This window comes from Nocardioides sp. AX2bis, assembly GCF_902506435.1.
GTDB lineage: Bacteria > Actinomycetota > Actinomycetes > Propionibacteriales > Nocardioidaceae > Nocardioides.
In genome coordinates this window covers 36123-50131 of record NZ_LR733215.1, presented here as the reverse complement: position 1 = coordinate 50131, position 14009 = coordinate 36123, and the positions used below count along the sequence as shown (strand labels likewise).

At 74.9% G+C, this 14009-nt stretch carries 13 protein-coding genes; 5 read left to right on the top strand and 8 right to left on the bottom strand.

Annotated features, from left to right (window positions below):
- Window positions 1-4: 4 nt before the first annotated feature.
- The 3 genes from GV155_RS00235 to GV155_RS00225 are packed head-to-tail and all read right to left on the bottom strand — an operon-like array spanning window position 5 to window position 2722.
- Entirely contained in the window at window positions 5-511 is a 507-nt protein-coding gene (locus GV155_RS00235; protein ID WP_160004154.1) for a DUF427 domain-containing protein, read from the bottom strand.
- Between the two features lie 40 nt (window positions 512-551).
- Window positions 552-1325: a DUF6885 family protein gene (locus GV155_RS00230; RefSeq protein WP_160004152.1), complete on the bottom strand. Its 774-nt coding sequence runs from the start codon at window positions 1323-1325 to the stop codon at window positions 552-554.
- Window positions 1313-2722 carry a glutamine synthetase family protein gene (locus GV155_RS00225; RefSeq protein WP_160004150.1) on the bottom strand — a complete coding sequence of 470 codons (1410 nt, stop codon included), beginning with the start codon at window positions 2720-2722 and terminating at the stop codon, window positions 1313-1315. The genes GV155_RS00230 and GV155_RS00225 overlap by 13 nt, the downstream gene beginning before the upstream one ends.
- Before the next feature lie 236 nt (window positions 2723-2958).
- On the opposite strand from GV155_RS00225, the gene GV155_RS00220 reads away from it, so the two are divergent.
- Together GV155_RS00220 and GV155_RS00215 are read left to right on the top strand one after the other, a co-directional pair.
- Window positions 2959-4269 (top strand): MFS transporter, encoded by a 1311-nt coding sequence (locus GV155_RS00220; protein WP_160004148.1) that lies wholly within the window; start codon window positions 2959-2961, stop codon window positions 4267-4269.
- A 65-nt stretch (window positions 4270-4334) separates the two neighbouring features.
- Window positions 4335-5321, top strand: coding sequence for a TIGR03557 family F420-dependent LLM class oxidoreductase (locus GV155_RS00215; protein ID WP_160004146.1), 987 nt, complete (start codon window positions 4335-4337; stop codon window positions 5319-5321).
- Between the two features lie 27 nt (window positions 5322-5348).
- Here GV155_RS00215 and GV155_RS00210 read toward each other — a convergent pair whose 3' ends face one another.
- From GV155_RS00210 to GV155_RS00200, 3 genes are read right to left on the bottom strand one after another with little or no spacing between them, the layout of a single operon-like run.
- A complete protein-coding gene (locus GV155_RS00210; RefSeq protein WP_160004144.1) occupies window positions 5349-7160 on the bottom strand; it encodes a DUF429 domain-containing protein in 1812 nt (603 codons plus the stop codon).
- Window positions 7161-7204: 44 nt separating this feature from the next.
- On the bottom strand, window positions 7205-8137 hold the full coding sequence (locus GV155_RS00205) for a pseudouridine-5'-phosphate glycosidase (RefSeq protein ID WP_236553743.1): 933 nt from the start codon (window positions 8135-8137) through the stop codon (window positions 7205-7207).
- Window positions 8134-9060 carry a carbohydrate kinase family protein gene (locus tag GV155_RS00200; protein ID WP_236553742.1) on the bottom strand — a complete coding sequence of 309 codons (927 nt, stop codon included), beginning with the start codon at window positions 9058-9060 and terminating at the stop codon, window positions 8134-8136. Before GV155_RS00200 ends, GV155_RS00205 begins: the two co-directional genes overlap by 4 nt.
- Window positions 9061-9177: 117 nt before the next feature.
- On the opposite strand from GV155_RS00200, the gene GV155_RS00195 reads away from it, so the two are divergent.
- Genes GV155_RS00195 through GV155_RS00185 form a run of 3 tightly spaced genes read left to right on the top strand, consistent with a single transcriptional unit; the run spans window position 9178 to window position 11542 of the window.
- On the top strand, window positions 9178-10182 hold the full coding sequence (locus GV155_RS00195) for an ATP-binding cassette domain-containing protein (RefSeq protein ID WP_160004142.1): 1005 nt from the start codon (window positions 9178-9180) through the stop codon (window positions 10180-10182).
- Window positions 10179-11033 carry an ABC transporter permease gene (locus GV155_RS00190; RefSeq protein ID WP_160004140.1) on the top strand — a complete coding sequence of 285 codons (855 nt, stop codon included), beginning with the start codon at window positions 10179-10181 and terminating at the stop codon, window positions 11031-11033. Before GV155_RS00195 ends, GV155_RS00190 begins: the two co-directional genes overlap by 4 nt.
- Before the next feature lie 41 nt (window positions 11034-11074).
- Entirely contained in the window at window positions 11075-11542 is a 468-nt protein-coding gene (locus GV155_RS00185) for a limonene-1,2-epoxide hydrolase family protein (RefSeq protein WP_160004138.1), read from the top strand.
- Here GV155_RS00185 and GV155_RS00180 read toward each other — a convergent pair.
- A complete protein-coding gene (locus GV155_RS00180) occupies window positions 11505-12857 on the bottom strand; it encodes a cytochrome P450 (protein ID WP_201299999.1) in 1353 nt (450 codons plus the stop codon). The two genes, GV155_RS00185 and GV155_RS00180, sit on opposite strands and share 38 nt — an antisense overlap.
- 67 nt (window positions 12858-12924) lie before the next feature.
- Window positions 12925-14007 (bottom strand): YihY/virulence factor BrkB family protein, encoded by a 1083-nt coding sequence (locus tag GV155_RS00175; protein ID WP_160004136.1) that lies wholly within the window; start codon window positions 14005-14007, stop codon window positions 12925-12927.
- Between the last annotated feature and the right edge of the window lie 2 nt (window positions 14008-14009).

Below are 14009 nucleotides of genomic sequence, written 5' to 3'. Positions count from 1 at the left end.
GCCCTCACCAGAACCGGCTGCCGGGGATCCCCTTGAAGGGGCCGACGACCCGGGCGGTGATCCACCCGCCGTAGAAGTCACCGGGCTGGGGCTCGACGACCTCGCCGTCGACGACGCAGCGGTCGACGGCGCCGGGCATCACCGCGACGGTGCCGAGCAGCTCGCGGAAGCCGGGCGTCGGGTCGGGGTACGTCCACGCCGCGCGCGGGGCGACGACGTCGAGGTCCTCGCCTCCGAGGAGGTCGAAGTAGGCCGCGACCCCCTTCCACTCGCAGAAGCTGGAGCCGGCGGTGGGACGCACGGCACCGTCGACGAAGTCGTCGAGCGGCACGTAGTAGGTCGGCGGGTGGCTGGTCTCCAGCACGCGCAGCGACCGGGTCGTGGTGGCGATGGTGCGCCCGCCGACGACGACCTCGACGGTCTCGGCGCTGTGGTCCAGCGCCGGCGGTCGGGGGTAGTCCCAGACCGACTCCTGGCCGGGTCCGGGGGTCTCGGGCACAGGTCGGCTCATGGCGCGGACGCTACCCCGCACCGCCCACCCGCACGGCTCGTCACCAGGCGGCGCCGGCCGCGACGAGCCCGGCCTCGGCGACCAGCCGTCGTACGCCCTGCTCGTGCGCGGGGTGGGCGAGCAGCAGCAGCCCGCGGCCGGGAGGCGCGGCCAGGGCCGCCACGAGGTCGGCGAGGGGGACCCCGCGGCAGCCCGGGGGCCAGCCGTCCGCGCCGGCCTCGACGTAGCTGTCGGCGACACCGACCTCCTCGCCGTCGAAGGAGACCAGGACGACGAAGTGCCCGACGTCCCACCCGGCGAGCGGGTGCTCGGGCGGCCAGGTCGGGCCGGTGCGCAGGTTGGCCACCACGGCGACCGGGTGGTCGGCCTCGCGCAGCGCGACCAGCAGCCGGCCCCACGCGGCGGGGACGGCAGGACCGGGGAGGACCGCGGGGACGGGGACGACCGCCACCGGCGCGACGCCGGGCAGGCCGGCAGCCAGCGGCGCCGCGTCCGTCCCGCTCCGGTCGGGGTCGTCGACCCGGGGCAGGTCCTCCCAGGCGTCCGTACGCAGCGGCGCCCCGGCCGGTCGCCAGGCGGGCTCGTCGTGCGGCCAGACGTGGGTCCCGGCCGCGAGGGCGAGCGCGCCCAGGTCCGGGACGTCGGACCGGTCGAGCAGCGCGTGGAGCGCCGAGCGGGTCGCGAACGGTCCGCAGAGCTGGTCCGGCTGCGGGAGCACGGCGGGGTGCGCGGCCAGGACGCGGTCGGCACCGGGCAGCAGGGCGGCCGGGGCGGGGCGGGCGCGCCGCCGGTCGTCGCCGGTCAGTACTGCCACCGCAGCGAGGCCACCACGTCCTCGACGCCGCGGTCGGCGGCCCAGGCGGCGTCGGCGGCGCGGCAGGCCGCGAAGGCGCCGAGCAGGTCGGCGCCGAGCACCTCGCGCACCAGGTCGCTGCCGAGCAGGTCGCCCTGCTGCTCCTCGAACGACGTGGCGAGCGGTCGGATGCCCGCGGCGTCGCGGCGGGCGGCGTCCCAGGTGCCGACGTCCTCCTGGACCGGCGCCGGGGGCTCGAGCCCGTCGCGGACGCCGGCCAGACCGGCCCCGATCGTCACCGCGAGCGCGAGGTAGGGGTTGGCCGAGGCGTCGCAGGCCTTGAGCTCGACGTTGGTGACCTCGGTGCCCAGCAGCCGGCTCGCGGGCACGAGGCGCAGCGCGGCCTCCCGGTTCTCGACGCCCCAGAAGCCGTACGCACCCGCCCAGTAACCGGGCCGGCGCCGGAGCAGGGAGCCGGTGCTCGGTGCGGTGACCGCCGTGACGCCGGGCAGCTCGCGCAGCAGCCCGGCGAGGTAGCCGCGCCCGACCGCGGACAGCCCGTGCTCGTCGCCGCCGGAGGCCGGGTCGCCGGTCAGGGCGTTGCGCCCGGTGGCCGCGTCGACCAGGGAGGTGTGCAGGTGCCAGCCGTTGCCGGCCCCGGTGGTGCTGGCCAGCGGCGCGAAGCTGGCACGCAGGCCGTGCGCGCGGGCAGCGGCGTGCACGGTCTGGCGGGTCAGCACCTGCGCGTCGGCCATCGCCAGCGCGTCGGCGACGTCGAGGGACAGCTCGAGCTGCGCCTCGCCGTACTCCGCGTGCAGCTGGCCGACCCGCACGCCGTTGTCGCGCAGGTCGCGCAGCAGCGTCTCGACGAAGTCGTGCACGTCGATAACCGCGTTGGCGGAGTACGCCGGCCCGCGCCGCGCCGGGTGCCAGCCGCCGTCGTCGGTGTCGTGGGTCAGCACCATCTCGACCTCGAACCCGGCCCGGACCTCGAACCCGGCCGCGGCGGCCGCGGCCACCTGACGCTCCAGCACGGCCCGCTGGTCGTACGGCCACGGGTCGCCGTCGGCGGAGAGCTGCCGGCCGGGCACCCACGCCAGGCCGGGCTGGCCGGCCAGCGCCACGATGCTGTCGGGGTCCTCGACGACCGGCACGAGCCGGACGTCCCCCGACGGCGTCGCCAGGCCGTCGTGGGCGAAGGTGATGCCGTCGTGGGAGTCGAAGACGCCGAAGGCCGCGGTGATCCCGACGCCCTTCACGAGTGCGGAGGGCAGCTGCTCCAGCGGGACGACCCGCGAGCGGACGATGCCGTTGTTGTCGACCCAGCCGATGCTGACGCCGAGGACGCCGAGCCCGTCCAGCCGGGCGACGAGGGAGGCGGCATCGGGGGGCTGCGGGGCGGCGACGGGAGGCGTCATGCGGCGAAACTACCCACAGCCGGCGCGGGGAGCCACGACCTCGGGCCGACATGCGGTGCGTCCTGCGTAGCGATCGCCGACGCGGCGCCGCCGGACCGGGGGTGGGACACCGCTGACCTGCGAGGACGCCACGCGCCCCCGAGCACCGGTCCCGATCACTACGCAGGACGACACCGACCCGGGGCCGAGCCGCCCCGCTCGTCGGCCGCGGGGCAGCGGGCGTAGGTTCCCTCGTCGTGCAGCTCCGTGGACTGGTGGCCGACACCCGCCCCCTGCGCAACGACCACTTCCGGCGGCTGTGGCTGGCCAACATCATCACCGTCGTCGGTGCCCAGCTCACGGTCGTGGCGGTGCCGGCGCAGATCTACGCCCAGACCGGCTCGTCGGCCTACGTCGGGCTGACCGGGGTCTTCGGGCTCGTGCCGCTGGTGGTCTTCGGACTCTGGGGCGGGGCGCTGGCCGACGTGTTCGACCGCCGCACGCTGCTGGTGATCACCACGACCGGGCTGATCGTGACCAGCGGCCTGTTCTACCTCCAGGCCGCGCTCGGGTCGACGGACGTGTGGCTCCTGCTGTCGTTGTTCGCGGTCCAGCAGGCGTTCTTCGCGGTCAACCAGCCGACGCGGAGCGCGGTGCTGCCACGGCTGCTCGAGCCCGGCCTGCTGCCGGCCGCGAACTCGCTGAACATGACGGTCATGCAGGCCGGCGCGATCGCCGGGCCCCTGGTGGCCGGCACGCTGATCCCGGTCGTCGGGTTCTCCTGGCTCTACCTGGTCGACACGATCACCCTGCTCGCGACGCTGTCCGCGGTCGTCCGCCTGCCGCCGCTGCCGATCGCGCGCGAGGAGGGGGCGGGGCGGGCGCGGACCCCCGGGCTGCGCTCGGTCGTCGAGGGCGTGGTCTACCTGCGCTCGCAGCCGGTGCTGATGATGTCGTTCGTCGTCGACGTCATCGCGATGGTCTTCGGGATGCCGCGGGCGCTGTTCCCCCAGATCGCCGACGAGTCCTTCGGTGGACCGGCCGGCGGGGGGCTCGCCTTCGCGCTGCTCTTCGCCGCGATCCCGATCGGGGCGGTCGTCGGCGGGGTGTTCTCGGGGTGGGTCTCGCGCGTCGAGGCCCAGGGCCGGGCGGTGGTGGTCTGCATCCTGGTGTGGGGCGCGGCGATGACCGGCTTCGGCGTCGCCGTCGGCGTCGCCGGGCTCGGCGGCGGGTGGCAGCGGCCGATGCTGGTGGCCGCGGTGCTGATGCTGGTGGTCGGCGGGGCGGCCGACATGGCCTCCTCGGCCTTCCGCAGCTCGATGCTGCAGAGCGCCGCCTCCGACGCCGTGCGCGGGCGCCTCCAGGGGATCTTCATCGTGGTCGTGGCCGGCGGACCGCGGATCGCCGACGTCGGCCACGGCGTCGCGGCGGCGGCGGTCGGCACCGCGGTGGCCTCGGCCGGCGGAGGCCTGCTGGTGGTCGTGGGGACCGTGCTCGCCTCGCTCGCGGTCCCGTCGTTCGTGCGCTACCGGATCACCCGGGCGCCGGTGGTCGACCGGCCGTCGTGACGGCACGACGTCGCGCCACCTCCCCGGGTGGGGCCCCCACCCTGTCGACTCCCTAGCGTCGGAGCATGACGAACTTCGGCTACACCCTGATGACCGAGCAGAGCGGCCCGCGGGAGCTCGTGCGCTACGCCGTGGGCGCCGAGGAGGCCGGGTTCGACTTCGAGGTCAGCAGCGACCACTTCTCGCCGTGGCTCAAGGAGCAGGGGCACGCCCCGCACGCCTGGACCGTGCTCGGCGCGGTCGCGCAGGCCACCGAGCGGGTCGGGCTGATGACCTACGTGACCTGCCCGACGATCCGCTACCACCCCGCGATCGTGGCCCAGAAGTCCGCGACCCTGCAGCTGCTCGCCGAGGGCCGCTTCACCCTGGGCCTCGGCAGCGGGGAGAACCTCAACGAGCACGTCGTCGGCGAGGGCTGGCCCGCGGTCAAGCAGCGGCTCGAGATGCTCGAGGAGGCGATCGAGATCATCCGGGCGCTGCACACCGGGGAGGTCGTCGACTTCAAGGGTGAGTACTTCGACGTCGCCTCCGCCCACCTGTGGGACGTCCCCGAGCAGGGCGTCCCGATCGGTGTCGCGGCCGCCGGCCCGCGCGGCATCGCGACCTTCGGACCCGTCGCCGACCACCTGATCTCCACCGACCCGTTCCCGAGCCTGATCGAGACCTGGAACGCCACCGAGGGCTGCGCCCGCATCGGAGACGGCGCCCGCGCCATCGGCCAGATCCCGATCTGCTGGGGCCCCGACGAGGCCGAGGCGACCCGGGTCGCCCACGAGCAGTTCCGGTGGTTCGCCGGCGGCTGGAAGGTCAACGCCGACCTGCCGACGCCCGCGGGCTTCGCCGGGGCCACCCAGTTCGTCCGCGAGGAGGACGTGGCGGCCAACATCCCCTGCGGTCCCGACCTCGACAAGATCGTCGAGTCGGTCTCGGCCTTCTGGGAGGCCGGGTTCACCGACATTGCGCTGGTCCAGGTCGGCGACGCCCGCCAGGAGCAGTTCCTGGCCGAGGTCGCCGGACCGCTGCTCGACAAGCTCCGCGCCGCCGCCCCCTGACCCGCCGGGGAGCCGCAGCGCGCGCCCTCAGGCCGGGTCGGTCATCCGCTCCAGGCGCTGGCGCAGCAGGTCGCGCCGTCGGGCGTTGCCGGTCAGGTCGACGTAGCGCTCCTGGTACGCCGCGAGCAGCGCGTCGTCCAGCCGCCGCACCGCGCCCGGCGGGAAGCGGTAGCCCAGGCGCTCGTTGAGGCCCTCGAGGCGACCGTCGCGGAGCACCTCGCCGAGCTCGTCGAAGCGGGTGACCCCGAGCTCGAGGAGCAGCCCCGAGATCCACGCGTAGTGGTCGGTGCGCGACCAGCCGGCGTCGTCGTACTGCCCGGCGAGGAACGCCGCGAGCTCGCGCGGGTCCAGCCGCGGGTCGTCCGGCTCCACCGCCACCGTCCCCGCGACGGGTGCCCCGTCAGCACCGCCCGCCAGCAGGTCGGGCGCGACGGGCACGGGGGTCCGCAACCGGTCGCGGATCGTGGAGAACTCCTGGTCGGCGAGCTCCAGCAGCCCCGCGGCCAGGGTGAAGCGCCGGTCCAGGTCGCTGGCGTGCTCGGGCGGCACGCTGCCCTTGTAGCGGGCCTCGTGCTCGAACTCCGCCCAGGCGTGCTGCAGCACCGTCCGCACCTGCACCTGGGCGACCAGGCCGCGCAGCAGCGCCCACTGCGGGTGGCTCTCCCGGGCCGCGTCGAGACCGATCAGCAGGTGCCGGCTGGCGTAGCCGAACCGGCCCTCCCGGGCGGTGGCCAGCCCCATGTCGCGGTCGTCCTTGACCACGACCTGGTCGTCGAGGAGGTCCGCGACGGCGGCGACGTCGCCCCGGACGTAGGTGACGACCCGGACCCCGAGCTGGTCGGTGATGTCGTGCAGCGGCTCGGGGTACGCCGCGGCCCCGTCCACCCGCCGCTCGGCCTTCTCGGCGAACGAGGCCACGCTCTTGGTCCGGCCGGTGACCGAGAGGTAGTTGATCCCGGCCTCGTCGAGCACCGAGGTGACCAGCTCGACGAACGCCTGACCGGCCTCGACCAGGGCGGGTCGGCGCTGGGCGTACTCCTGGACCGCCGCACGGACGGGGTCCTCCAGGCGCCAGGTCCGCGCGCCGGTCGACCCGGCCCCGGCAGCCGCCCCGTCGGGGGCCGGGAGCCGGTCGGGCGGCAGCGCGGGGGTGACGATGGTGCCGGTCTCGAGGTCGCCGTAGGTCGTCGTCCTCGTCGGGTGGTGCTCGGCGAACCAGGCGACGTAGGCGCACACGACGGCGTCGACCTGGTCCTCGACCACCCGCAGCTGGCTCTTGCGGGTGGCGGTCTCGACCTGGCCGCGAAGGGTCGCCCAGGTCTCGTCGACCTCGACGACGGTCTCGACGTGGCCGACCAGCAGGAGCAGCTCGCGCCGCAGCAGGTCCAGGTCACGGCCCGGCTTGGCCTTGTACTTCAGGGTCTTCTCGAGCCCGAACAGCGCCACGCTCGCGGCGTGCGGGTAGACCTCGATCGCGCGGCGCGCGCGGCGGCTGCGGGGGTTGACGTCCAGCCCGAGCCGCTTGGACACCCGGGCGGCGCGCGTGCCGGCCGCGAACTCGGGCTTGCCGGTGTTGGCCGGGTGCGCGCCGGCCTCGAAACGCCGGAAGTCACGGCCCAGCGCCTGCTCGGCCGGCCGCGAGCCGGTCGGGTTCACCACGACGATCGGGGCGTCGATCCCGACCAGGCAGGGACCCTCGACGTACGGCGCGAGGGCCTCGGCCACCTCGTCGTCGGTGCGCACCGTGCTGACGTGCAGCAGGCGCGCGTCGGCGTCGAGGACGGCGAGCCCCGTGGGGTTCCGCTCGCCCCAGGCCAGGTCGACGCCCACGAAGTGCACGGCCACACCCTGCCCTACCCCGCCGACAGGGCGGCCGACACGTCCTAGGAGGCGGCGTACTCCCGGGCGATCGCGGCGCCCAGACGCGCGTTGTGGCGCACGAGCGCGATGTTCGTGGTCAGGCTGGCGCCGTCGGTGAGCTCGACGATCCGGCCGAGGAGGTACGGCGTGACGTCCTTGCCGCGCAGCCCCCGGTCGTCGGCGTCGGCGAGGGCGCGCGTGATCACGCCGTCCATCTCGTGGGCCGGGATCTCGTCGGCGACCGGCACGGGGTTGGCGACCACGACCCCGCCGGACAGGCCGAGGTCCCACTTCGCGCGCATCACCGCGGCGACCTCGGCGGCGCCGTCGACGCGCATCGGGGCGCCGTGCCCGCTGCTGCGGGAGTAGAACGACGGGAACTCGTCGCTGCCCTCGACCAGGACCGGCACCCCGAGCGTCTCCAGCGCCTCGAGGGTCAGCCCGATGTCGAGGATGCTCTTGACCCCGGCCGAGACGACGGCGACGTCGGTGACGGCGAGCTCGGTGAGGTCGGCCGAGAGGTCGAAGGTCTGCTGCGCCCCGCGGTGGGCGCCGCCCAGGCCGCCGGTGACGAAGGTGCGCACGCCGGCCAGCGCCGCCAGCCGCATGGTCGCCGCCACCGTGGTCGCGCCGTGCAGCCCGCGGGCCACGACGTACGGCAGGTCCCGCCGGCTCACCTTGGTCACGTGCGGGTCGCTGGCCAGCAGCTCGAGGTCCTCGGGCGTCAGCCCGACCCGCGGACGCCCACCGAGCACGGCCACGGTGGCCGGGGTGGCACCGGCGTCGCGGACGATGCCCTCCACCTCGACGGCCATCTCCACGTTGCGCGGGTACGGCATCCCGTGGCTGATGATCGTGCTCTCCAGCGCGACCACGGGCCGGCCGGCCGCCAGCGCGGCGGCCACCTCGTCGGAGAGCGTCAGCATCGGGTGCGGGGCGGTCACGGGGGTGGTCACAGCAGGCTCCTCACGAGCGCGTCGGACAGGTCGGGGCGCACGGTGTGCGGGCCGGCGACGGTCAGCGCCGCGGCAGCCTGCCCGTACGCCGCCGCCTCCTCGGGCGCGGCGCCCGCGAGCAGGGCGTGGCAGTAGGCCGCGAGCAGGGCGTCGCCGGCGCCGGTGGCGTCGACGACCTCGACGTCGACCGACGCGTGGTGGGTCACCCCGTCCGGCGTGCTGAGCAGGGACCCCTCGGGGCCCATCCGGACCCACACCTGCGCCACGCCCCGGGCGTGCAGGGAGGCCACCTGCTCCTCCAGGCCGGACGGGCCGGGGTCGTCGGGGTCGTCGGGGTCGTCGGAGCGGGCGGTCAGGGCGGCCAGCTCGGCGACGTTGGGGGTGACGGTGCGCACCGGCCACCGGTCGAGCACCGGCGCGAGCACGCGCGCCTTCGGCACGCTGACCGGCTCCAGCACCACCGCGGTGCCGTGCTGCGCGGCGAGCCCCAGCGCCGCCTCGACGGCGGCCGCGGTCAGGTTGCCGTCGACGACGACCAGGGCGGCGCCGGCCACCGCGGCGGCGGCCGCGGCCACGTCCGCGGGCCCGAGCAGCTCGGTGGCGCGCATGTCCGAGACCGCGACCACCAGCTCGCCGTCGCTGTCGACCACCGCGGTGTAGCTGCCGGTGGCGGCGCCCACCCGGCGCACCAGGTCGACGTCGACCCCGGCCGCCCGGGTCTGCTCGAGCAGACGGGCACCACCGTCGTCCTGGCCCACGGCGGCGACCAGCCGCACGGGGGTGCCGAGGCGGGCGAGGTTCTCGGCCACGTTGCGGCCCACGCCGCCGGGCGTGCGCGTCACCCGGCCGGGGTTGCTCGTGCCGGCCACGGCCCGGGTCGTGCTGCGGGCCAGCACGTCGAGGTTGGCTCCCCCGAAAACCACTACCCCGCGACGGTCCACCCGGGTCACCCTAGGGCCGCCGATGAGTACGGGTGTCGGCGGCGGTCCCTACGCTTGCCGTACCTCTCACGAGGCGCCGACGAACCACCGAGGAGAGCCATGACCGACATGATCCGGGCCGAGGGCCTGGTCAAGAGCTACGGCAAGGTCAAGGCCCTGCGCGGCCTCGACCTGGTGGTCCCCGAGGGGACCGTGCTGGCGCTGCTGGGCCCCAACGGCGCCGGCAAGACGACCGCGGTCAAGCTGCTGGCGACGCTGCAGAAGCCGGACTCCGGCCGCGCCGAGGTGGCCGGGATCGACGTGGTGGGGGACCCCGACGGGGTGCGGGCGCGGATCGGGCTGTCCGGGCAGTACGCCGCGGTCGACGAGCAGCTCACCGGGTTCGAGAACCTCGAGATGGTCGGGCGCCTCTACGGTCTCGGCCGGGCGGCCTCACGGCGCCGGGCGACCGAGCTCCTGGAGCGCTTCGCCCTGGCCGACGCCGGCAACCGGCCCTCGAAGACGTACTCCGGCGGCATGCGCCGACGCCTCGACCTGGCCGGCGCGCTGGTCGCCGCCCCACCGGTGCTGATCCTCGACGAGCCCACGACCGGCCTGGACGTCCGCAGCCGCCAGCAGATGTGGGACGTGATCCGCGAGCTCGTGGGCTCCGGCGCCACCCTGCTGCTGACCACGCAGTACCTCGAGGAGGCCGACCGGCTGGCCGACGACATCGTGGTGATCGACCACGGCACGGCCATCGCCCGCGGCACCGCCGACGAGCTCAAGGCGCAGACCGGCGGGGAGCGGGTCGAGGTGGTCCTGGCCGACACGTCGCGGCGGGCCGAGGCGCACCGCCTCCTCGGCGAGGTGGCGATCGGCGAGGTGCGCGACAGCGACAACGGCCGTGGCCTCGTCGCCCCGGTCGACGGCGGCACCCGGTCGCTCACGCGGGTCCTGCAGGCCTTCGAGGCCGCCGGGCTGGACCTGCTCGACGTCGGGCTGCGCCGACCGACCCTCGACGACGTCTTCCTGACCCTGACCGGACGCTCCAGCGCCGACGACGAGGCCACGACGGACGACAAGCAGACCGGCACCACCGAGCACGAGAAGGCCTCCCGATGAGCACCGTGACCAGCACCGGCAGCAGCACCCCGACCCCACCGCGCCGGGGCGGCCCGGCCCGCGCCGCCTCCGACGGGTGGGTGGTCGCCAAGCGCAACCTGATCAAGATCAAGCGGGTGCCCGAGGTGCTCGTCTTCGTGCTGATCTCGCCGATCATGTTCGTGTTGCTCTTCGCCTACGTCTTCGGCGGGGCGATCGACCCGGGCGGCGACGTGCCGTACCGCGAGTTCCTGATCGGCGGGATCTTCGCCCAGACCGTCGTCTTCGGCGCCACCTTCACCGGTGCCGGCATCGCCGAGGACATGCAGAAGGGGATCATCGACCGGTTCCGTTCGCTGCCGATGTCGCCCTCGGCGGTCCTGGTGGGCCGCACCGCCTCCGACGTGGTCTACAACGTGCTGTCGCTGATCATCATGGCGCTGACCGGGCTGCTGGTCGGCTGGCGGGCCCGCGAGGGCGTGGTCGACATGCTGGCCGGCTTCCTGCTGCTGCTCGTCTTCGCCTACGCGATCAGCTGGGTGATGGCCTGGGTCGGCCTGCTGGTGCCCAGCGTCGAGGTGATCAACAACGCCTCGTTCATCGTGATCTTCCCGCTGACCTTCGTCTCCAACGCCTTCGTCCCCCTGGAGTCGTTCTCCAGCGGGCTCCGGGTGTTCGTGGAGTGGAACCCCGTCTCGGCGCTGACCCAGGCCTCCCGCGAGCTGTTCGGCAACATCGATCCGACCGTGCCCGCACCCGACGTGTGGTCGCTGCAGCACCCGGCGCTCTACACGCTGCTGTGGGTGGTGCTGATCCTGGCGGTCTTCGTGCCGCTCTCGGTGCGGCAGTACGCCCGGGCCAGCTCGAAGTGACCACCTCGAGCGGGCCCGCCGGGCCCTCCTAGGCTGGGTCCATGGTCTCCCCCGCCGACACCGCCACCGAGGTCGCGCCCCTCGACGTCGTCCAGCGCTTCTGGATCGCCCTGCAGACCGGTGACACGGCCGGCGCGGTGGCCCTGCTCGACGAGGACGTCGTGTGGCGCAACACCGGCCTGCCGACCCTGCGCGGGCGCCGGGTCGGGGCCGTGCTGGAGGGCCTGGACGCCCGCGGGGTGGCGGTCGAGGTCGTGATGCGCCACATCGCGACCGCGGGCGACGTGGTGCTGACCGACCGGGTCGACACGATCCGGACCGGGCCGCTGGCCACCAGCTTCCCGGTGCAGGGCACCTTCCGGGTGCGCCGCGGCCGGATCGTGCTCTGGGAGGACCACTTCACCTGGGGCTCGGTCGGACTGGCGACCGCGGGCGCGGTCGGCGGCGCGCTGGCCGGCCTGGTCGGTGGCGTCAGCGGCGCAGCGCGCCGGCTGCGGCCCGGACGCTGAGCCGACTGCGGGCGGCGGCCGGTGCCTGCGGGACCGGGTCGGCCGGCCACAGCCGGACCGGGAGCGCGTCCACGCCGTAGACCGCCGAGAGGTCCCGCCACGGCAGGGTCGTCGCGTCCTGGGCGATCGCGAGGTCGGGGAACCGGTGGGCCAGCCCGCGCAGCGCTGCGCGCAGCTCCATCCGGGCCAGCTCCGCGCCCAGGCAGCGGTGCATGCCCCAGCCGAAGGCGAGGTGCCGCCCCGGCTCGCGGGCGGGATCGAACCGGTCGTCGCCTCCGGTGAGGCGCCGGTCCCGGTCGGCGGCCAGCAGGGACACCCCGACGCAGTCGCCCTCGCGGATGGTGCGGCCACCCAGCTCGAGGTCGTGGCGGGCGAAGCGCAGGAAGGCGATCTGCACCACGGTGAGGTGGCGCAGCATCTCCTCGACGACCGCGTCGACGTCGTCGTCGCTGCCGCGCAGCCGTTGCAGGGCCTCGGGCGACCCGGCGAGCAGGTAGGCCCCCAGCGCGATCATCGACGCGCTGGTCTCGTAGCCGCCGAGGAAGACCCCGTCGGCCATGCCGCCGAGGGTGACGTCGTCGAGCCGGTCGCCGTGGTCGCGCAGCAGGGCACCGATCAGGCCGTCGCCGGGCGCGGCGCGCTGCCGGGCGACGGCGTCGATGAGGAACTCGCGGGTCTCGGCGGCCGCGCCGAACACCCCGGCCCCGCCCTGGGTCAGGTCGAAGCGGGCCGCGCCGAGGGCGCGGAACGCGTCCCGGTCCTCGACGGGCAGGCCGAGCAGCTCGCAGATGACCTCGAAGGGCACCGGGAACGCGTACTCGGCGACGAGGTCGACCTCGGGGCCGGCCGCGGCCACGGCCTCGAGACGTGCCTCGACGATCTCGTCGATGCGCGGCGCCAGCCGGGCAAGACGCCGGCGGGTGAACTCCGGGGTCAGGCAGCGGCGCAGCTCGGTGTGCAGCGGCGCGTCGGTCATCCCGAGCCCGCCGATCTGCTCGGAGTCGCCGCGCCCGTCCTGGGAGACGAACTGGCCGAGGTCGTTGCTCCACGAGGCGGCGTCCCCGAGCACGGTGCGGGCCTCGTCGTAGCCGCTGACCAGCCAGATGCCCTTGCCGAAGAGGGTGGTCAGCCGGCGTACCGGCTCCTCCTCGCGGATCCGACCCAGGGCCGGGAGGGGGTCCACCCCGACGCGGCGCACCGGCAGCGTGATCGAGGCCGGCAGGAAGCGCAGGGTCCGGAGGTCGATGCCGTTCCGCCCGGCCCGCCGCAGCAGCAGCGGTCCGACGGTGCGCGACAGGGTGCTGGGGATCCGCACGCGCCTAGTGCATCACGGCTCCGGCCCCGGGGAGGTCAGACCCCCCGGGACCGGTGCCGATCGTGCGTCAGTGCCGGGAGTCCGGTCCGGGGTCCTCGCCGGGGTCCAGGGACCGTCCGCCGGTGAGCCGCAGCTCGCGGGCCCGTCGCCGGTCGCCGTCGCGCTTGCGCTCGGCCTTGACGATGTTCCGGGTGTCGCGGGCGGGCAGCTGGAGCTCGTCCTCGGCCGGCATGCCGGCCTGGAGCTGGCGGGCCCGCTCGAGCTCGGAGTCGATCTCGGCGCCGAGGAGCAGCGCGAGGTTCGTGATCCAGAGCCAGAGCAGGAAGACGATCACGCCGGCCAGCGAGCCGTACGTCTTGCCGTAGCTGGAGAACCCGGCGACGTAGAACCCGAAGGCGGCCGAGGCGAGCACCCACACGAGGATCGCGACGCCGGCCCCGACGGAGATCCACTTGAAGCGGGGCTGCTTGATGTTGGGCGTGGCGTAGTACAGCAGCGCCACGATCGCCCCGACGACCAGCAGGATCACCGGCCACTTGGCGATGTTCCAGATCAGCACGACCGACTCGCCGAGCCCGAGGGCGTTGCCGACGGCGGAGGCTGCCGGCCCGGTGAGGACCAGCGCGAGCAGCACGAGCGCCGCGAGGGCGACCGTCACCACGGTGACCAGGAGCATCACCGGGCGCAGCTTCCAGACCGGACGACCCTCCTCGACCTCGAGGATCCGGTTCATCGCGCGGCCGAAGGCGTTGACGTAGCCCGACGCCGACCACAGGGCGGTGGCCAGGCCGACCACGAGCGCGACCCCGGCGCCGGGCGCGGTGGCCAGGCCCTCCAGGATCGGCTGGATCGTCGGCACGACGGACCCGGCCCCGACGTCGCGCAGGACCTGCAGGATCGCGTCGACGGTGTCCGGGCCGCGACCCACCAGCCCCACCAGGGACAGCAGCGCGATCAGGCCGGGGAACAGCGCCAGCACGGCGTAGTAGGTCAGCGCCGCCGCGAGGTCGGTGCACTGGTCCTCGCCGAACTCACGGAGGGAGGCGCGCAGGACGTACTTCTTCGACGGCTTCGTCAGGTCCGTGGGGTCGTCGGGCTTGGCCGGGCTCTCCGGGTCGGGTGCCGTGGTGGTGCCGGTGCGGTCCGCCATCG